Annotated in this window: 18 protein-coding genes; 16 read left to right on the top strand and 2 right to left on the bottom strand. The window is 55.1% G+C overall.

Annotation, left to right across the window (positions count from 1 at the left end; all coding sequences use genetic code 11):
* The first annotated feature begins 12 nt into the window (after window positions 1-12).
* The 16 genes from prpD to J3364_RS03160 all read left to right on the top strand — a co-directional run bounded on the left by prpD (window position 13) and on the right by J3364_RS03160 (window position 17,805).
* Entirely contained in the window at window positions 13-1,497 is a 1,485-nt protein-coding gene (gene prpD / locus J3364_RS03235; RefSeq protein WP_349556660.1) for a 2-methylcitrate dehydratase, read from the top strand.
* Window positions 1,498-1,699: 202 nt separating this feature from the next.
* Window positions 1,700-2,431, top strand: coding sequence for a PEP-CTERM sorting domain-containing protein (locus J3364_RS03230; RefSeq protein ID WP_349556658.1), 732 nt, complete (start codon window positions 1,700-1,702; stop codon window positions 2,429-2,431).
* 203 nt (window positions 2,432-2,634) lie between these two features.
* Complete coding sequence (locus J3364_RS03225; protein ID WP_349556656.1) at window positions 2,635-4,047, top strand: TIGR03013 family XrtA/PEP-CTERM system glycosyltransferase; 1,413 nt, start codon at window positions 2,635-2,637, stop codon at window positions 4,045-4,047.
* Between the two features lie 76 nt (window positions 4,048-4,123).
* Window positions 4,124-4,750, top strand: coding sequence for an XrtA/PEP-CTERM system exopolysaccharide export protein (locus J3364_RS03220; protein WP_349556654.1), 627 nt, complete (start codon window positions 4,124-4,126; stop codon window positions 4,748-4,750).
* Window positions 4,751-4,830: 80 nt separating this feature from the next.
* Window positions 4,831-6,357: an XrtA system polysaccharide chain length determinant gene (locus J3364_RS03215; protein WP_349556652.1), complete on the top strand. Its 1,527-nt coding sequence runs from the start codon at window positions 4,831-4,833 to the stop codon at window positions 6,355-6,357.
* The gene (locus tag J3364_RS03210) at window positions 6,357-7,253 is read left to right on the top strand and encodes a P-loop NTPase family protein (RefSeq protein WP_349556650.1); all 897 of its coding nucleotides are present in this window, start codon (window positions 6,357-6,359) and stop codon (window positions 7,251-7,253) included. The genes J3364_RS03215 and J3364_RS03210 overlap by 1 nt, the downstream gene beginning before the upstream one ends.
* Window positions 7,246-8,532 carry an outer membrane beta-barrel protein gene (locus J3364_RS03205; RefSeq protein WP_349556648.1) on the top strand — a complete coding sequence of 429 codons (1,287 nt, stop codon included), beginning with the start codon at window positions 7,246-7,248 and terminating at the stop codon, window positions 8,530-8,532. Before J3364_RS03210 ends, J3364_RS03205 begins: the two co-directional genes overlap by 8 nt.
* A complete protein-coding gene (locus J3364_RS03200; protein WP_349556646.1) occupies window positions 8,529-9,485 on the top strand; it encodes an XrtA system polysaccharide deacetylase in 957 nt (318 codons plus the stop codon). The genes J3364_RS03205 and J3364_RS03200 overlap by 4 nt, the downstream gene beginning before the upstream one ends.
* A gap of 24 nt (window positions 9,486-9,509) precedes the next feature.
* Window positions 9,510-10,664 carry a glycosyltransferase family 2 protein gene (locus tag J3364_RS03195; protein WP_349556644.1) on the top strand — a complete coding sequence of 385 codons (1,155 nt, stop codon included), beginning with the start codon at window positions 9,510-9,512 and terminating at the stop codon, window positions 10,662-10,664.
* Window positions 10,664-11,791 (top strand): glycosyltransferase, encoded by a 1,128-nt coding sequence (locus J3364_RS03190; protein ID WP_349556642.1) that lies wholly within the window; start codon window positions 10,664-10,666, stop codon window positions 11,789-11,791. The genes J3364_RS03195 and J3364_RS03190 overlap by 1 nt, the downstream gene beginning before the upstream one ends.
* Window positions 11,788-12,888, top strand: coding sequence for a glycosyltransferase family 4 protein (locus tag J3364_RS03185; RefSeq protein WP_349556640.1), 1,101 nt, complete (start codon window positions 11,788-11,790; stop codon window positions 12,886-12,888). The genes J3364_RS03190 and J3364_RS03185 overlap by 4 nt, the downstream gene beginning before the upstream one ends.
* Window positions 12,882-14,222: a phenylacetate--CoA ligase family protein gene (locus tag J3364_RS03180; protein ID WP_349556638.1), complete on the top strand. Its 1,341-nt coding sequence runs from the start codon at window positions 12,882-12,884 to the stop codon at window positions 14,220-14,222. Before J3364_RS03185 ends, J3364_RS03180 begins: the two co-directional genes overlap by 7 nt.
* Window positions 14,219-15,112 (top strand): glycosyltransferase family 2 protein, encoded by an 894-nt coding sequence (locus J3364_RS03175; RefSeq protein WP_349556636.1) that lies wholly within the window; start codon window positions 14,219-14,221, stop codon window positions 15,110-15,112. The genes J3364_RS03180 and J3364_RS03175 overlap by 4 nt, the downstream gene beginning before the upstream one ends.
* A gap of 22 nt (window positions 15,113-15,134) precedes the next feature.
* Window positions 15,135-16,133, top strand: coding sequence for a polysaccharide deacetylase family protein (locus J3364_RS03170; protein ID WP_349556634.1), 999 nt, complete (start codon window positions 15,135-15,137; stop codon window positions 16,131-16,133).
* A gap of 2 nt (window positions 16,134-16,135) precedes the next feature.
* A complete protein-coding gene (locus J3364_RS03165) occupies window positions 16,136-17,107 on the top strand; it encodes a glycosyltransferase (RefSeq protein ID WP_349556632.1) in 972 nt (323 codons plus the stop codon).
* Window positions 17,108-17,244: 137 nt separating this feature from the next.
* Window positions 17,245-17,805, top strand: coding sequence for a hypothetical protein (locus tag J3364_RS03160; RefSeq protein ID WP_349556630.1), 561 nt, complete (start codon window positions 17,245-17,247; stop codon window positions 17,803-17,805).
* Here J3364_RS03160 and J3364_RS03155 read toward each other — a convergent pair.
* A complete protein-coding gene (locus J3364_RS03155) occupies window positions 17,798-18,880 on the bottom strand; it encodes a hypothetical protein (RefSeq protein WP_349556628.1) in 1,083 nt (360 codons plus the stop codon). The two genes, J3364_RS03160 and J3364_RS03155, sit on opposite strands and share 8 nt — an antisense overlap.
* 185 nt (window positions 18,881-19,065) lie before the next feature.
* Window positions 19,066-19,716 carry an FkbM family methyltransferase gene (locus J3364_RS03150; protein WP_349556626.1) on the bottom strand — a complete coding sequence of 217 codons (651 nt, stop codon included), beginning with the start codon at window positions 19,714-19,716 and terminating at the stop codon, window positions 19,066-19,068.
* Between the last annotated feature and the right edge of the window lie 32 nt (window positions 19,717-19,748).

The following is a 19,748-nucleotide window of genomic DNA, read 5'->3' as shown; positions in this document are numbered from 1 at the left end:
GGGAGACGCCCCATGTCAGCGACATTCGATCTCAACGAACGCCCGGATTACGACGACGTCCTGCAGAAGATTGCAGATTACGTTCTCAATGATCAGGTCGACAGCCTCGAAGCGCTGGATACCGCCCGCAACTGCCTGATGGACACCCTCGGCTGCGGCATTTTGGCGCTTCGCTTCCCCGAATGCACCAAACATCTGGGGCCGATCGTCGAGGGCACAGTAGTGCCTCATGGTGCCCGGGTACCCGGCACCTCCTTCCGTCTGGATCCTGTGAAAGCTGCTTGGGACATCGGCTGCATCATTCGCTGGCTGGACTACAACGACACCTGGCTGGCGGCCGAGTGGGGGCACCCCTCCGACAACCTCGGCGGCATCCTGGCCGTGGCCGACCACCTGTCGCAGAAGCGCCAGGCTGAAGGCCAGGCGCCGCTGACCATGCGCGACGTGCTGGAAAGCATGATCATGGCCCACGAGATCCAGGGCGTGCTGGCGCTGGAGAATTCCTTCAACCGCGTTGGCCTGGATCACGTGGTACTGGTCAAGGTGGCCTCAACGGCGGTCACCGCCAAGCTGATGGGCGCGAACCGGGAGCAGATGCTGTCGGCGCTGTCCCACGCCTGGGTCGACGGGCAGGCCCTGCGCACCTATCGCCACGCACCCAACGCCGGCTCCCGTAAATCCTGGGCGGCGGGCGATGCGACCTCCCGTGCCGTGCGTCTCGCGGACATCGCCATGCGCGGTGAGATGGGCATACCCGGTGTGCTGACAGCGCCCCAATGGGGCTTCTACGACGTGCTGTTCAGCAAGACCAACAAGGATCAGAAGCTCAAACCCGAAGACCAGCGCCAATTCTCGCTGCCCCAGGATTTCGGGTCGTACGTGATGGAGAATATCCTCTTCAAGATCTCGTTCCCGGCGGAGTTCCACGCGCAAACCGCCGCCGAAGCCGCCGTGACCCTGCATCCGCAGGTGAAAGACCGGTTGGACGAGATCGACCGGGTCGTCATCACCACCCACGAATCCGCCATCCGCATCATTTCCAAAGTGGGCAAACTAGCCAACGCCGCCGATCGCGACCACTGCCTGCAGTACATGACGGCGGTTCCCCTGATCTTTGGCGCCTTGACGGCCGATCACTACGAAGACGCTTTCCACCAGGCCCATCCGGAAATCGACGACCTGCGGGACAAAATGGAGATCGTGGAAGAGCCCCGCTACACCCGGGAATACCTGGAAGCGGACAAACGCTCAATCGCCAACGCCATTCAGGTCTTCTTCAAGGATGGCTCAAAAACGGAACAGGTCGCCGTGGAGTATCCGATCGGCCATCGCCGGCGCCGGAAGGAAGGCATCCCGCTGCTCAAGGAGAAGTTCCGGGCCAATCTTGAAACGCGGTTTCCGAAAGGGCGGTGCGACGCCATTGTTGATCGGTGCATCGATCAGAAGGTGCTGGAGGGTACCTCGGTGCCTGACTTTATGGCGCTGTTTATGATCTGAGACAGATTTTACAACTTTTTTAAAAAAATTAAGGAGTTGACGGTTCGCGAAAAACGTCCATTTTCTTTACAGCGGTGTGGGCATAAATTGGGTTGTTATATATTTAATGTGTTGATTATTAAGAAATAAATATTATTGGCCTTCTTATTGCTCCTAAGTATCCACGGACTAACAACAACCTCAACGGGTTTAGGAGCTGTGCATGAAGAAGGAACGTGTTCTCAGTATCAGTGCGGGCATCGCACTCGGCGTATCCAGCTTGGTCGCGTCTGTTCAGGCGGCGCCCATGCTGTACGTCAGCAGCGCCGGTGAGTCTGCTGCGCAGGCTGCCGAAACCAACTTCCTGGCCAAGCTGAAGTCAGGTTATCTGACTGAAGACTTCGAGTCTTACACGGCTGGCACGACATCCCAGAGCAACTCCATTGCCACAAGCGTTGGCACCTTTACCCAGGATGTTGCGGGTTCAGGCGGTGATTGCGGCAACCTTGGATTCACCTGTAACGGCGGTGTTGCCATTCTGGATGATGGTAGCTCTCCGTTTGGCGGCCGTTTTGCGACTCCAAGTGGCTCAGACAACGCCAACTGGCTGGACAGCATGGACAGCGAAGAGATGACTTTCTCGCTGACGCCGGGCTTCAACGCCCTGGGTTTCTACATCACGGACCCGAACGATGTGGGTGGCCGGATGACCGTGGGTAGCACCACGTTCACCTTCGAAGACATCTTCGGTTCTGCCCTGGGTAACGGCAACGTGTTTTACATCACGCTGTTCGATTCCGAAGGTCTGGGTGATGTTACTTTCTACGCCAATGCCTCGGACGACGGCTATGGCATCGACAACGTCACCGTTGGCGAGGTGCCGGAGCCGGGTTCCCTGGCGCTCCTCGGTCTTGGTCTTGCGGGTATCGGCGTGATGCGCCGTCGCAAGGCATAAGCTGGCGAGATACGGTGTTAGAAACCTGCTAAACCCCGGCCATGCCGGGGTTTTTGCTGTCAGGAATTTTTACATGCGCCTCCCATCTGTTTGAGATTGCATCCAATTGCAGTTCAATCCGGAAGGAGTAGACTTCAAAGGAGTTGGAGATCTACCAATCGGATTCAAGGACGCGTCTGGCAGGGTGGCGTGAAGGAGTCGACGTGGCACACGTCAGGATATTCAGGCATTACATTCATCTCCCGTTTGTTATTCTGGGGCTGATTGATTTCAGTGTATTGGTCGGGGCCTTCTGCCTCGCCGTTTTCTTCCGGTATTTCGGGGATATTGCCTATTTCTCCGAATCCATCGCTTACATCCTGCCTTCCGCGGTCATCTTCGCCGCTCTCAACATGTTGCTGATGGTCGCCATGGGCGTGCATCAGTCCCGGCTGGAAGATGGCCTGTCCGGCATGATGTTGCGTACGCTCATTGCGCTGATCCTCAGCATTCCGTTTGCACTGACCGCCTATTTATTGAGCCAGGAGTGGCTTTGGTACCTGGGCGGGGACGGGGTCATCACATCCGCTTCCGTCTTTGGTTTCTTCCTGCTGGGCATCGCGCGCATCATCTTCTTTACGGTGGTGGGCAACGACGCCTTCAAGCGGAAGGTATTGGTGCTGGGCACGGGTTTTCGGGCCCGGCAACTGCTCGAAGACCTCCAGACCCCCTTCAATCGCAAGGGGTTCCATCTGGTGGGTTTTGTACCGATCAACGATGAGCCGATCGAAGTCCCGGAGCAGTATCTCGTCAATATCCCCGGTAGCCTGCACGAGTATGTGACGCGTCGGCCGGTCCAGGAAATTGTGGTGTCCGTGGAAGACCGCCGTAAGGGGTTGCCCATGGAAGACCTGCTGGAATGCAAGATGCAGGGCATCCGGATTGTCGACGGCGCGGTCTTCTACGAGCGGGAGTCCCGCAAGGTCGCGATGGAAATGATTACGCGCGGCTGGCTCGTCTTCTCGGACGGCTTCTCGGTGTCTTCCGTTTCCGGATTCGGCAAGCGGGCCCTGGATGTGCTGGCATCAGGCACCTTGTTGATTGCAACCAGCCCCCTGATGCTGCTGACCATCCTGGCGATCAAGATCGAAGACGGATGGTCCGCGCCGGTGTTGTATAGCCAGGAACGTGTTGGTCTGCGCGGCCAGGTCTTCAAGGTCCACAAGTTCCGTTCGATGCGCACGGACGCTGAAAAGGATGGCGCCGTCTGGGCGCGCCAGAACGATACCCGCGTGACTCGCGTCGGGGCCTTTATCCGCAAGGTGCGTATCGATGAGCTTCCACAAATCTTTAACGTGTTGAACGGCACCATGTCGTTTGTGGGCCCCAGGCCGGAGCGGCCCATGTTCGTCGAGCAATTGGCGGAGAAGATCCCGTTCTACAACGAACGTCACCGTGTGAAGCCGGGCATTACCGGCTGGGCGCAGCTGTGCTTTGCCTACGCCGATAACGAGGAAGACAGCCGGGAAAAGCTTCGCTACGACCTGTACTACATTAAGAATCAGAGTCTACTGTTGGATTTGTTGGTTATTATTCAGACAGTGGAAGTAATATTGTTCAAGAAAGGATCGCGCTAGGCATTGGTTTGGCTGGTCATCGGCCGGAACGGGTGTCAGTAACCGTGGCTTTCGAAAAAAGAAGCGAGGATGTGAAATGGCAAGGATGGTAATCGGGCTCGTTGTACTGTTTTCTCTTCTGGCAGGTTGTGCCTCGCAACCGGCTTCGTCGCCGCAGCAGATCGAGGCGGCGCTCAATAAGAACGCCGGACCGGTCGACCAGTACATTCTGGGACCCAACGATGTGGTCCAGGTCTCGGTGTGGCGCAATCAGGATCTCAGCGTCAGCGTTCCCATTCGTCCCGACGGCCGGATCTCCGTGCCGCTGGTGGGGGATGTCGTGGCCGCCGGTCTGACCCCCGAAGAGCTGGCCGACGACGTACAGGACAAACTCGAGCAGTATATCCGCCAGCCCCAGGTCAGTGTGGTCGTCACCGGGATGAACAGTCATGAGTTCACCGATCGCGTCCGGGTGACCGGTGCCGTCCAGAGCCCCATGACCATGCCGTTCCGTGATGGCATGACGGTCATGGACGTGGTGCTCTCTGCCGGCGGCGCCAACCCGTTCGCCGATTTGAACAACGCCATGCTGTACCGGCCGATGGGCAAGGAGGTGGTGGCGATCCCGGTCAAGCTTGACGACATTCTGACCCGGGGCGACATCGCGACCAACTACCGGCTTTTGCCCGGGGATATCCTGACCGTGCCCGAGCGCAGTTTCTGATCCACTGGCCGACGCCCTGACATCGATGGTCGGGGCACTCCAGATGATCGCACGTTAGCTTTCAGTTTCAGGTAACAGCTATGGCACTTCCACTGATTCAACTGCCCAGCGAAATCATCCGCGAAGTCGGAACCCGCAAGTGGCTCGCGCTGGCGGCTTTCGCCATTGTCAGCTTTGGCGTACTGGCTGCCGGGTTTCTCTGGCCCTACAAATACGAGTCGGACGTCGTCATCTACGTGGACGACGAGAACATCATCCGCCCTCTGATGGAGGGCAGCGCCGTGACGACCAAGATCAGTGAGCGGGCATCAGCTGCCCAGGAGCTTCTCTGGAGCCGGGGTGTGATGGAAAACGTCGCCAAGGATACCGATCTCTTTGGCCCGGATGCGGCCAGCCTTCAGGCGGAAAAACTGGAATCCCGTGTCAACTGGTTACGCTCCAACCTGAGCGTCCGTCCCCGTGGCGACAGCTATTTCAGCATCGGCTTTATGTCGGAATCCCCCTCCCAGGCCTATCGGGTGGCACAGCGCATGGGTCAGGCCTTTATCGAAGAGTCGGCGCGCCGCAAGCAGGCGGAAAGCCGCAGTGCCTACGAGTTCATCGACAACCAGGTCAAATCCTACGAGGATCTGCTCGCCGAGTCGGAAAAGCGTCTCAAGCAGTTCCTGTCCAAGAACGTCGACGGCACCGAAGGCGAAGCCAACGGCAAGTTGTCCGACTTGCGCGGAAAGCTGGAACAGGCGCAGCTGGATAAACAGGAAACCGAAACCCGAGTGGCGTCGTTGCAAAGCCAGCTTTCGAACGTGAACCAGAACATACGCCGTGGCAAGACCATCGACGCCTACCAGCAGCGTATCAACTCCATGCAGGATCAGCTCGATACGCTGCGCCTGAAGTACAAGGATTCCTACCCGGATATCGTGGCTTTGCAGGAGCAGATCGCGGTGCTCAAACGCCAGCGTGACAAAGCCCGCAGCAGTGGAGACACCTCCGATGCCAGTGTTGGTACCGGGGACACGATCAACCCGCTGTATCAGGATTTGAGTTCCGATCTGGCCGATGCCCGCACCCAGATGGAAATGATCAACACCCGCATCCGCTCCATCAAGACGTTGATCGGGGAACAGGTTGATCGCATGCAGCGGATCCAGGAAAACAAAGCGGAATACTCGCAACTGACCCGCGATATGGAAGTCAACAAACAGATCTACAACGATCTGCTCAAGCGTCGCGAGCGAGCCCGGGTTTCCATGCACCTGGACATCAAAGGGCAGGGCCTGAACTATCGGATCAACGAGACGGCGCGTTACCCGCTCAAACCCGAAGGGGCCCAGTTTAACCAGTTCGCCATGGCGGGGCTTTTCCTGGGCCTGTTAGCGCCATTGGGCACCATCGCCGGACTGTTGCAAATCGATCCGCGGGTACGCGCCAAGTCCCAGTTGGAAGATGAAGTGGGTATCCCGGTGCTGATGGACATCCCCCGGGTGAGAACGCCCTTTGAGATGCGTCGGGAGCGGCGGGTGACCTATGCCGTTGTTATTTGTGCCGTGCTGGTGATAGCCGCCTATATCGGTGTAGCCGTTGCTTCAGTTATGGGAGTTATTTGATGAACGGAACGCGCCAGAGCAGAGATGTCGATGCCTCTCCCGATAAGGACGAGCAGAACGAACTGGATGCCCTGAGGAAACGGCAGCGTCAACTGAGCCGGGAGGACGAATCCACCAACCGGCCGGAAAAATCAGGCTCAAGCGAGTCGGAAGACGCTCGCCTGTTGGTTCCCAGCACGCTCGAGCTGGGCGCCGGCGCGGTCGACCGTTACGTCATGAGCCGCCAGATCAAACGAATGCAGGAGCCTCGCCAGCTGACATTCGATGATCTCGACGAACGCCGCATTATCTATCCCGAGTCGCCGAACCGGGATCTGGTCAACCGGTTCCGCAGCTTGCGGACCAAGTTGCTGGAAATCTCCGGCGGCAACAACTTCACGTTGGTGGTGACCGGCGCGACCGACGGTGCGGGATCGTCTTTTATCGCCCTGAATCTGGCCGCGGCCTTCGCCTTCGACCAGTCCAAGACCGCGCTGTTGGTAGACTGCAACCTACGCGAGCCGTCCCTGCACACCATGCTGGACATGTTCCCGGACACCGGCCTGACGGATTTTCTGGAAGAGTCAGACTACGACGTTGCCAAGATCATCTACCCGACGGGCATTCCCCGGCTGCGCCTGGTACCGGCTGGCAGTCGCCGCGAATCGCCGGCTGAGTTCTTCACGTCGTTCCAGATCAAACTGTTCCTCCAGTCGATCCGCCGGCGTTATCCGGACCGGTTCATCATCCTGGATACGGCCTCAATCAGTCATTCGCCGGACGCGCGGATTCTCTCTGATCTCTGCGACTATTCATTGCTGGTGGTCCCGCATGGCAAGGCCACGCCGTCAGCGGTGGAGCAGGCCGCGCATTCGTTTGATCCCGAGAAATTTGCCGGAGTGGTCATCAATGGGTAGTTCTTACGAATCAGGGATGATTCGAGGCGTTGTCCTCCTGGCCGGGTCTCTCTTTCTGGGCGCGGCGACAATGGGCCATGCGGAGCCTGTGAAGCTCAGCATCGGCGCTGACAGCCGATTCAGCGACAACATCAAGCGCAGCGAATCGGGGGAGAAATCGGATGTGGAAAATCGGATCAAACTGAAGATTTCCCATAAAACCGATCCGGGCCGGTGTGTATCGGATTTGAGCGCCGATCTTGCCTATGGCATTTACGCCAACAACACCTACGATCCCGAGCCCTACGCCTTCATCGATTGGCTGGGGAGCTGCCAGATTGCCGAGCGCTTCTTCTGGGATGTCACCAATGAAACGCGGGACGTGGTCCAGAGCAACACCGAACCCAACACACCGGACAACCGCAGCCGGCGGAATATCTTCAGTACGGGGCCACGCTACGTCTGGGGCGTTACACCGGTCGATACCATCAGCTTGTCGGCCCAGTACGAAAACATCGAATTCAACGAGCCGGAAGAGCGGGACAGCGAGGCGGGAATCGGGTCCGCAGTCTGGAGCCATCTGTTTTCCGAGCTGCTGACCGGTGGCCTGAACCTGTCCGCCGAACATCGTGAGTACGACAACAAGGAAAAGGTCGATCGCAATACCGCAACCCTGTTCTTCTCGAAGGAGTTTGCGGCTACCACGATTTCCGGCTCACTCGGCGGGACCTGGTTGAAACGTCGGTTTTTCAGTACCGAGCAGTCGTTCAATGGCTGGGTAGGCGATCTGCGGCTTGAACGCCAGATCAACGAGGCGTCCTCGTTCTATGTCGCGGCAAGCCGCCAGGTCACGGACGAAACCTCTGAGTTCGACTTCCTGTTCGACGGCGTCACCTACACCATCGAGGACACCTCGGCCGTCGAAGTCAGCGACGTCCGGGGTGGCTACACCCGCCGGTTCAGTGATACCTCGACCCTCAACCTGAGCGCCGTCGCCACCCGCTCGGACAACCTGAAGACCGACTCGCGCGAAGGCCGGGTGGCCTTTAACGCCGACTACCGCCGCCCGGTGACCGGCCAGATCGACTTCACCGCGGGCACGCGGATTGCCTACATCGACTACAAGGACAACGACACCCAGGACGAGATCATCGGGGTCAATGTCGGGCTCAGTTGCCAACTCCTGTCCGATCTTGACCTGAGCGGGAAAATTGGTCACAACCGGCGCAACAGTGACGTGGGCTCCCGGGAGTATGCCGAAAACTGGGTGCTGGTCAGTCTGGAGTACCAGATCCGATGACGCAGACCACCGATCACAGCCGCAGCGAACAACCGATTAACGCACTCACCGTCGACGTGGAAGATTACTTCCAGGTGGCGGCCCTGGCCGAAGCCGTATCGCGGGACGACTGGGAGGCCATGGAATACCGGGTGGAAGCCAATACGGATCGCCTGTTGGCGCGGTTCGATCAACACGGCATCCGGGCCACGTTTTTTACCCTCGGTTGGGTGGCCGAACGCTCACCCGCGCTGGTGCGCCGCATCCAGGCCGCCGGCCATGAGATTGCCAGCCATGGATACAGCCACCAACTGATCTACAACCAGACGCCCGAGATCTTCCGGGAGGAAACCCGGCGCTCTAAGCAGATTCTGGAAGAGATCACCGGCCAGTCGGTGACGGGCTATCGTGCAGCCAGCTATTCCATCACCAATGAGTCCCGCTGGGCGCTCGATATCCTGGCGGAAGAAGGCTTTACCTGGGATTCGTCGATTTTCCCGGTGCATCACGATCGCTACGGCATGCCGGGCACGCCCCGTTGGCCGCATCGCCTCAAGACCGATGAGGGGCACGAGCTGGCGGAATTCCCGCTCAGTACGCTCCAGTTGCCCGGCTACACGCTGCCCATCGCCGGTGGCGGATACTTCCGGCTGTTTCCTTACTGGTTCAGCCAATGGGGCCTGGGGCAGATCAATCGCCAGTCCCAGCCCTTCGTGTTTTACCTGCACCCCTGGGAGGTCGACCCCGGCCAGCCCCGGCTGAAGGTCAAATGGCTGTCGCGGTTCCGGCATTACAACAACCTGGATGTCTGTGAAGCGCGGCTGGAGAAACTGCTCCGTCGATTCCGCTTTGCCCCGATGAGTGAGGTCCTGCGTGAACAGGGCGTGCTGTCTGGCGGATCGGTCAACGAGCAGGGCGCTACGGCGGTGGCCGAAACGGCTGCAACGCCGGATCGTTCCGCGGTGTCACATTAGGGACGGTGTTTACGGGCAACCATTATGCTGATCCTGCTGTTCTGGCTTTCGCTGCTCCTGCTGCTCTACATCTACCTGGGCTATCCGCTGCTGGTGTATCTGTGGGGCCAACAACCCCGGACGATCGAACAGGATGAGGAAGACCTGCCGCATGTCTCGATCCTGATTGCTGCCTACAACGAAGCAAAAGACATCGAGGCCACGCTGCGCAATAAACTGGCCCTGGACTATCCGGCCGACCGTCTGGAAATCCTGGTGGTCTCCGACGAGTCCGAAGACGGCACGGACGATATCGTGCGATCCGTGGCTGCAGACAGTGCCTCACCCGTTCGACTGTTCCGACAGGCGCCTCGCCAGGGCAAGACCGCCGGGCTGAACCGCATCGTGCCGGAAGCCCAGGGCGAGATCATTGCGTTCTCCGACGCCAATTCCGAGTGGGATGTGGCCGCTTTGCGCAAACTGGTGCGCAACTTCGCCGACCCGCAGGTGGGTTACGTGACCGGCAAGATGGTCTACGTCAACGATGCGGGGCATCTCGTGGGCGATGGCTGCAGCGCCTACATGAAATACGAGAACTGGTTGCGCCACCAGGAAACCCGAGTGGGTTCGATTGTTGGTGTCGATGGCGGTATCGACGCCATGCGCCGATCGCTCTACCAGCCCCTGCGCCCCGACCAGCTTCCGGATTTTGTCCAGCCACTGAAAGTGGTGGAGCAGGGCCAGCGTGTGGTTTACGAACCTGAGGCGGTGTTGCGCGAAGAAGCCCTTCAGGACGGGGCCAGCGAATTTTCCATGCGGGTTCGCGTGACCTTGCGGGCACTGTGGGCGTTGCGGGACATGCGCGTACTGCTCAATCCGTTACGCTTTGGTCGATTCGCCATTCAGCTGCTGTCCCACAAAGTCCTGCGTTATCTGGCGTTTGTGCCACAAATCGTATTGACCGTGAGTGCGGTATTGCTCGCGAACCGTGGGGGCATCTACGGGCTCTGCCTGCTGGGGCTCATCGTGATGTACCTGTTTGCCTGGCTGGGGCAGCGACGTGAGCGGGACGGCCGGAACCTGCCGTTCTACATGGCCGCGCCGTACTACCTGATGCTGCTCAATATGGCCTGTTACCAGGCGACTCGCGCCTTCATACGGGGCGAGAAGAAAGTGATCTGGAATCCAAGGAAAGGTTAGTGGGAAAAGTACTGCACCTCATCGACAGCGGTGGGCTCTATGGTGCCGAAAAGATGCTACTGACACTGGTATCCCAGCAGCTGGCCATGGGGCTTTCACCCATGATCCTCAGCGCCGGCGAGCTGGATGTGGGCGACAAGGCCATCGAGATCGAGGCCCGTCGGTTGGGTCTGCCGGTTCATCCCTGGCGCATGCGGCCCGGGTTCAACCCGTCGGAAGCGCTGCGCATTCTGCGCTGGGCGCAGGCCGAAGGTTACGAGCTGCTTCACTCCCACGGCTACAAATTCAACGTGTTGATGGGCATGTGGCCGGCCTTCATGCGCCGGCTGCCGATGGTCGCCACGCTGCACGGCTACGTCAAAGCCGCCCGATACACCAAGGCCTGGCTGTACGAGGCTCTGGACCGGCTCGTCCTGCGTCGCCTGAACCGCATTGTGGTGGTGTCTGAGGCGATGCGGTTCGACATACCGCCGGGTATCGCACGGTCATCGCTACTCACTGTCATCCCGAACGGCCTGGATACCGAAAGTCTGCGTGAGTCTGCAAGCACCCCGTTACCGGAGGATCTGCAGACCTTCATCGACAATCATCACCCGGTGCTGCTGGGTGTTGGGCGCCTTTCCCACGAGAAAGGGTTCGAGCGATTGGTGGGCGCTCTGTCGATGCTCAAATCCCGCTTTCCCGGTATCGGCCTGATGCTCATCGGGGAAGGGCGGGAACGCCAGGCCCTGACGGACCAGATCGTGGCCGAAGGGCTGCAGCAACAGGTCATCATGCCGGGCTACTGCAACACCGTACCCGCCTTGATGGCCGCGTCCGACGTGCTGTGCATGCCTTCCCGGACCGAAGGGCTCCCGATATCGCTGCTGGAAGCCATGGCCCTGGAGTTGCCGGTTGTGGCGTCCAACGTCGGCGAAATCGGTGCCGTACTGGGCAATGACTTTGGCGGCTACCTGGTGGACGCGACCGAAAGCGCCTCAGTCGCCAAAAGCATCGTCGAATGCCTGTCCGACGAGGCAGAACGCGACAAACGCGTGGCCTGGGCCCGATCAAGGGTGGAACGGGATTTTTCCGGCGAGGCGATGTGCCAGCGCTACATGGCCGTTTACGAGCAGGCGCACCGATGAAAATCAGCATCATCATGGACCAGTACAACCACCCGCATGCCGGCACGGAAAGTCAGGTGCTGAAGCTTGTGCGTGGGCTGACGGACCTGGGCTGGGACGTCCGGTTTGCCGTGCTGCGCGGGACGGACTATTCACGCAGCGGGCACTTCCCGGTACCGGTGGAAGAGCTCGGTGTGGGCAGCCTGTCCAACCCGGGCAGTTGGTGGACGGTTTATCGCTACGCGCGTCGCCTGCAATCGGAAGGCATCGGCCTGGTGCACGTCTTTTTCAACGATGCCTCGGTCCTGTGCCCGCCCATGATGCGGTTGGCCGGTATCCAGACCATCATCTCCCGGCGTGATATGGGCTTCTGGTATTCGCCGCTCTATCTGAAAGCGCTGAAATTGACCGGCCGATGGGTTTCCGCAGCGATCTGCAACAGCCAGGCGGTGGCTCGGGTGACCGGCGAGTCTGAAAACCTCCCCGCAGATAAGCTTCACGTCATTTACAACGGCTATCCGAATCTCGGAGAGACACCGGAACCGACGGATGCGTCCGCTTCGGATGCCGTTCGCATCGGGATCGTAGCCAACCTGAGGCCGATCAAACGGATCGATGATTTGATCCGGGCGGTGGGCCAGGTCGCCGCAGACGGCGGTAACGTTCAACTGAGCGTGGTTGGCGGCGGGGACAGCGCCGCCTACGAAGCATTGGCCCGGGAACTGGGCATCGCCGGCCGCGTGGCGTTTCATGGCAGCCAGCCCGAGCCCGAGCACTTTATACGGGACTTCGACATTGCCGTGCTCTGTTCCGAATCGGAAGGCTTTTCCAACGCCATCATCGAGTACATGCGATGCGGCAAGCCCGTGATCTGCACGCGAACCGGCGGTAATCCGGAAATCGTGTCAGAGGGAGAAAATGGTTTTCTGATCGAAGTAGGCGATGTCGAGGGACTCGCACGCCATATCGCCACGTTAACGGAACACCCCGAGTTGAGGAGAAAAATGGGTGAAGCAGGGAAGTTGAAAGTCACCCGCCAGTATTCAGTGGATACCATGCTGGCGCATCATGTGGCGCTTTACGAGCGGCTGATGGCCAGGGAGGTCTGGGCATGCTGACGCACCTCTCCCGACACGTTTTCTACCCACTCTGGGATCTCAAGGATCGCAGCCGGCGCCTGGAAGAATGGAAGAATCTGGAGCGTCAACAGTGGTGGCCACGCCAGGAACTGGAAGCCCTGCAATGGCAACGGGTGCAGGAGATGGTTCGCTACGCGGCGCGGCACAGCCCGTACTATCGGGGATTGTTCAGGGAACACGGCATCAAACCGGACCGGATACGCTCACTCGATGATTTTCGGGCCATCCCTGTCACCACCAAGCAGAGCATCCGGAACAACCTGGATCGGTTTATCAGTGACGAGTTCGCCAAGGACGAATTGGTGACGGCCAAGACCGGCGGTTCCACAGGCGTGTCCCTGCACCTGTATTTCGACGAAGCCTGCCAGGAACGGCGCAACGCCGCGCAGTTGTTGGCCGATCGCTGGTCCGGATGGGACCTTGGTGTGAAAAAGGCCGCCGTCTGGGGCAACCCGCCGGTGCCCAAAACCCCCAAACAGAAGTTGCGCCACCACCTCCTGGATCGAACCGTCTATCTGGACACCATGGACCTGAATGATTCCTCCATGGGGGCATTCGTCAAACTCTGGCGGCGGCAAAAGCCCGAGGCCATTTTCGGCCACGCCCATTCCATCTACATCTTTGCGCGTTATGTGGATCGGGAAGGGATCCGGGACTTGCGGCCCCGGGGCATCGTAGCGACATCGATGATGCTGCTGGAGCATGAGCGCGCCCTCATTGAATCCGCTTTCGGTTGCCGCGTCACCAATCGCTACGGCTGTGAAGAGGTGGGCTTGATCGCCTGCGAGTGCGAACAGCACAACGGCATGCACCTGAACCTGCCTCACGTGTTGGTGGAATGTCTCGACAGCGATGGCCGGCCAGCCGCGCCGGGTCAGCCCGGCAAGCTCGTCCTGACCGACCTGAACAACCAGGGCATGCCCCTGATTCGATACCGCGTGGAGGACGTCGGCGTGTTGTCCGACCGCCAGTGCAACTGCGGGCGAGGCTTGCCCATCCTCGAGCGCCTGGAAGGCCGTGTCGCCGATTTCCTGAAATTGCCCAGTGGCGGGCAGGTCGCCGGTATTTCACTGGTGGAGCGCACCCTGACCAAAGTCCCCGGGATTGAGCAGATGCAACTCGTCCAGGACACCCTGGATACCCTGATCATCAATCGCGTGAAGGGCCAGGATTATGATGACCAGACGGATGCCGCGCTGATTGCCGCGTTGCGTGAAGTCTTCGACGAGAGCGTCACGTTGTCCATCAACGATGTAGAGGCGATCCCGCAGGAAGCCTCGGGCAAATACAGGTTCTCGGTATGCAGGGTATGACGTCAACCAACCAGCCCCTCGTCAGCGTGGTGATCGCCACCTACAACATGGGCCACTACCTGCCTGAAGCCGTCAACTCGGTTCTGGGGCAGACCTGGTCGAACCTTGAAGTCGTGATCATAGACGACGGCTCCACGGATGACACGGTCAATCAGATCGCGCCGCTGGCGGCTGACGAAAGGGTCCATTACATCCGCACCGAGAACAAGGGCCAGCCCCAGGCGAAGAACCGGGGGCTGCATGAGGCGCAAGGTGAATTTATTGCCTTCTGCGATGCCGACGATCTCTGGTCGCCCTGTAAACTCGAGTTGCAGATGCGTGAGTTCGATAACCCCAAGGTGGGGGTCGTTTATAGCGAGGTCTCCTACATCGACCAGGAAGGCGATCATATCGACAAGGCCCAGCCGTACGAACGCCACAGTGGAACGGTTACAGAGCACCTGGTGATCAAGAACTTCGTACCCTTTGGGACGGCGGTCATCCGCCGGGCCTGCATCGACAAGAACGGGCCGTTCGACGAGACCTTGCCCATGGGGATCGACTGGGATCTGTGGCTGCGCTATTCCGTCGATTGGGAATTCCGCTACGTCAGCGACGTCACCTACATCTACCGGATCTGGCCCGGCCAGATGTCCAAGAACTACCGGGGCCGCTACGACAACGCGTTTCGCATCCTCGAGAAGTTCCTGACAGCGAATCCGCACGCTGTACCGGACCAGCTGGCGTCCCGGGCCTGGGCAGATATGTACATCAGCCGCGGCATGTCCATCGCCGCCGCTGAAAGATCGTTTATTGAACCGTTCTGCGATGTCTTCCGGGGCATCCTGCGGGACAGCTCCTACTGGCAGGGCTGGCGGTCACTCGCCAAGCTGATCCTGCGCAGGGTGTAGTCGGAGCGGGGAGAGACAGGGAATGACACTCAACCAATTTATCTACAAAGCCACCCGCCCATTGGGCGGCCTGCAGCTCGCCCGCATACTGGCGCGCCACCATCCCCGTATCCTGATGTACCACCGGCTTTCGGCGAAAGACGAGCCGGGCAAGATCCATGTGGATCAGTTCCGAAAGCAAATGCGGCTGATCAAGCGCCACTTCCACCCGATGAACCTGACAGAGTTGCTGGAGGCCCATGAGCAGGGGAGCGTGCCCAATCATGCGGTTGTGGTGACATTCGACGATGGTTATGCGGACTTTGCCGAGTATGCCTTCCCGATCATGCAGGAGGAGGGGATTCCTTCCACGTTGTTTATTACGACGGGCTTTGTGAATGGGGATCTTTGGTTGTGGCCGGATCAGTTGCGGTATGCGGTAGATATGCGAGTTATACCCCCCCACCAGTTACGAAATGATTTTAAACTTAATCTGGAAAATCAAGGCTCCCCTAGCAGCCTTTGGAATGCACTAGCGGACTATTCATTAACCTTAAGTAATCGCGATAAAATTGCATTCATTGATTATATTTATTCCGATTTTGGCGTAGAAAGACCCGAAAGAGTGCCAGATGAGTACCTACCTGTTACGTGGGAACAATTAAATAAAATGTCCTTGTCCGGCCTAGATATCGGAAGTCATTCAGTTAGTCATCCAATATTAACTAAACTCGAAACGAATGAACTTATATTTGAGCTCTCAGAGTCGAAAAGAATGATCAAAAAAAATCTGGGATTGTCTGTGGACGTATTTTGCTATCCAAATGGGACGGTCGAAGATTTTAATGAAGAAGTAAAAGAATGTATAAGCAATGCTGGGTATAAATACGCCGTGGCGGCCTACCCGGATGGACCAGTATTAGATGATCGGTGGTGCATAAAACGATATCCAGCTCAGTATGATATGAACAACTTTGAAAAAAACGTATATGGAATGTCCCATATATACGATTACTCAAGAAGCAATGTCAAAATGAGATAGTCATGGCGGGAAATAATCGCTGTATTTGGTTGGCTTGGGAAGGTCACACGAGAAGTAGATCACTTGCTACAGAGTTGGAAATTCCTTTGCATGAAATAATTATTAAAGGAAATAAAATTAAGCGTTATGCTATTTCTTTATATAAAACCGCGAAGGTCGTAAAGCGATATAGACCTGAAATAATTTTTTTTCAGAATCCCTCAATCGTACTCTCGGTGTTTTTGGTTTTGTTGAGGCCATTCCACAAAGCTAAACTGATTATGGATACCCATAATGCTGGTGTATATCCTCTTGAAGGAAAAAATAGAGCTTTGTCATGGATTTCTTGTTGGCTTTCAAGAAAAGTAGATTTAAGCATCGTTACTAACGAATCTTTAGCAAAAGAAGTAGGTAGAAGAAGAGGGATTTCATATGTATTGACCGACCCGATACCCAATTTTTTTGAATACCCTAGAAGTTCCAACGAACTTTCTGAAGAAACCTATGTTGTCTTGGTTTGTACGTGGGCAGACGATGAGCCTTATATGGAGGTTATTTCTGCGGCAAAAATACTCGAGGAACATGGCATTACTATACATATTACTGGAAGACCTCCTAAATGTGTCCATGAGATGAGTAAGCCTAAAAATGTTGTCTTAGAAGGGTTTGTGTCGCATGAAGATTATCTAGCGCTGATTTCGGATGCCACGCTATTGATTGACCTGACAAATAGAGAGAATTGTCTGGTCTGTGGGGCTTACGAGGCCGCCGCTGTCGGTACTCCATGTATAATATCTGAGACAGATATTTCAAGAGCGGTTTTTAAAAGTGGGTATTTATATACCAGCAATAGTGCGGCCGATATTGCGAGTAAAATAGTTATCGGATTGGAGCGGAATTCTGAACTGCGCAAACACCTGCTTTCTTTCAAGCTAGAATATTCAAAAAACTTCTCAAATAAAATTAAGGAGTTGGCGCTTTTGACTGGTATATGAACTGGTATATGAAAAGTGCCGAGGTTTTTGCTAATAATTTTGTGGAGTTACTTTGAGTATTCTTATTCCTAAAAGTATTTTGTGTTCAGTTAAGTTAGTGATAGCTTACTATAATAAATAGATTGGAAGGGTTTACCATGAAAAAATGGATTTTGCTAATAGTATTTGGAACCTTGAGCGCAGTCTCAAATGCCAGTGTGATCACATATGACATCAAGAACTACATAACGGATTTGGACAATGGCAATACTTCCACCGGTGCGATGCAAGCAGTATTTGATGATGATGCTGATACGCTACTGAGTTGTTCTATTGAATTAAATTCAAAGATTTGGACATTTGCATCGGAAATGGGTGAACCCGTAACTGTACAGCCCAATGAAATAAGTACGAATGTGTATGAGATATTTATGCTGTTTGGGCCTATTTCGCTTGTGAACGGACTTGACGAAATTTCATTTTACGCTAATGAGTGGAAAATATTGGACCAGCAACCCGATACTGATCCATTTAGACTGCTAGGAGAGAAGGGGCCAAGTGGCATGGGATTGATAAATGCTGGAAGTAAACGGTATGGAATAACTTCTGATTTTAGCCACCTAACCATTAGTCAAGTGAGCGAGCCCGGAAGTGGTTTGTTGTATTTTGCCGGGCTCGCCTTGATTTTCTTTATTGAAGTGCGTCGACGCTTTATTTAAACCCAATGCCCTTTGGAGGATTAGGTGGTGACGGACAGTCGCTCTGACAGAGGCGGGCTCCGTTCTTATTTACATTGCCGCTTGCATCGACAACGTATATATAAGAACTAGATGGTGTAAAATTTCCTGACTTCAACTTGACAGTTACAGAGTTGTCGCTCCATTTCAGCGGAATCTGAACGAGTCGCGCCTTTGCTTCATCAAAAGTAGGCGCATTTGATAAATATACCCTCTGGAACGTGTCATCTATATATATATTATCGTAATATATATACAACGTTTTATTTTCGTTTGTGCCATTACTTATTTGATCAAAATACAATTTGCTATATCGGTCTGGGCGATCACTAGTTCGCATCCGGAACACTGAATCATGGACGGAGTTTCCGTTGTGGTATAAATCAAAAATTCCGTTTTGAACGTCGATATCACTTGCTTTATACACTATTTCCTCTTGAGTCCATTCTCCTTCAACTTGGGGAAGATCAGTACCTACCCAGGTTGCGCCACCTTCTGCCGTATATTCTGGAAAAATTCTACCAGATGAATTCCCTTCTTTTCCTTGATAACCAATGTAAATATTATTTCCGGTATCCGCCCATATTCTATTCGACTTTAAATTGAAGCCTCTAGATCCCCAGTTTGATGAATCCGCGATCGAGAAGCTGTAGCGTCTATTGAAATAGACGTACAGACGGTCAGAGTCAAAATCTATGCCAGGAATCGCCACTGCAGAAGGATCTTGCTTCACTGTAAAACGAAGAACTTGACCTGAACCATATGGAGTTGAGTCAGCTGATATTGTGCCGTTAGTGCTAAAAGAGTCCTTTACGGCAGACGTTTGAATATTTTGCGCTTTTGAATCTTCATCAAAGTCAAAATAATACAACGGGTTAGGGTGCGATTTTTCACCGAAGCCGGACCCAGAAATAACGAGCTGCAACTCACCTCCGGATGATTGCTGAGTCACTGAATTGACTTGTGGCGCAGCAAGCACTTGGGTTGTTGAGAGGACAAAAAATAAAAAACCACCTTTCTTCAAAGCATTATGAGCCATATTTCTCTCAGCAATCATGATATTAGCCCTTCATCTAACGAATGCCTAAATAGATAAGGCTGGTAACTTACAAGTGTAGCGATAATTTTAGAAATGACAATATTGTAAGGGCGTAATAAAGCTTTGATACAAATAGGTGTTTTTTTAAAACGAAATATTTTTAAGATACCTTCGGAGCTAACCGGTTATATAAAAGAGCCTCCTTATGAGTATTCTGATTTAGAAATTGGCACCAGAATATGGTTGTGAGAATTGGTGAGATCATGAAACTCATATTCGTGTTCAGAGCACCAATTTTTTAATAGCTCTGTATTGTGTTCTATCATCAATATTGGGCGATCTTTGGTTATTAAGTTTTCGAGAGCTTTTATTATAAATGGCTCGTGCCCCTCGGCATCAATTTTTATAAAATTTATACTGCTTTCGAAATTAAGCACAGCAGGAGATATGCAAATGACCTTCGAATCTGAAGATGCGTCAATAGATGCTTGATAAAAATTATTGTTTGGGACAGTAAAACCTACAAGTCCGTTATGGTCGGAGAGTGCGGCATTAATGAGAGTGACATTCTTCAGATCTGCAACGTTGCTCGCAAGATATGAGAAAGTGATAGGGTGTGGTTCGATAGCAATAACCCGTCCTTGAGGTGTAAGGTCGGAAAAGCGTCTAGTATAGTGTCCAACATTTGCCCCTATATCCATAACCCAGTCTTTAGGGGAGATTAGTCTGTTGATAATATTGAATTCCATTTCAGGAGATTTGAAGGTGCCCTTACTAATCTGACTTCTATAATAAAATTGCTTAAGCTGGTGCTGTAACGACCAGGGCAATTTCTTTGCAAGCTGTCGTAGCATTTTGATTCCTTATTAGGTGTCCATTATTTCTG

The organism is Marinobacter sp. NFXS9 (assembly GCF_040148665.1).
GTDB classification, from domain to species: domain Bacteria; phylum Pseudomonadota; class Gammaproteobacteria; order Pseudomonadales; family Oleiphilaceae; genus Marinobacter_A; species Marinobacter_A mangrovi.
The sequence above is the reverse complement of the archived record's forward strand: the minus strand, read 5'-3'. Positions and strand labels throughout refer to the sequence as shown.